This is a genomic window from Lentilactobacillus hilgardii DSM 20176 = ATCC 8290, assembly GCF_000159315.1.
Taxonomy (GTDB): domain Bacteria; phylum Bacillota; class Bacilli; order Lactobacillales; family Lactobacillaceae; genus Lentilactobacillus; species Lentilactobacillus hilgardii.
Map to the genome: position 1 here is coordinate 1 of NZ_GG670092.1, position 225 is coordinate 225.

The following is a 225-nucleotide window of genomic DNA, read 5'->3' on the forward strand; positions in this document are numbered from 1 at the left end:
CATCGTGCGCAAGCTGGAAGAGAACGGCGCGCTGGCCCACACCATCGTGGTGGCCGCGACCGCTTCCGAATCGGCTGCCATGCAGTACATCAGCGCCTACTCGGGCTGCACCATGGGTGAGTACTTCATGGACCGCGGCGAAGACGCGCTGATCGTGTACGACGATCTGTCCAAGCAGGCCGTCGCCTACCGCCAGATCTCGCTGCTGCTGAAGCGCCCGCGGGT

Annotated in this window: 1 pseudogene; it reads left to right on the forward strand. The window is 64.9% G+C overall.

Annotation, left to right across the window (positions count from 1 at the left end):
- A pseudogene (locus HMPREF0519_RS13575) lies at positions 1 to 225 on the forward strand (F0F1 ATP synthase subunit alpha); the annotation flags it as partial.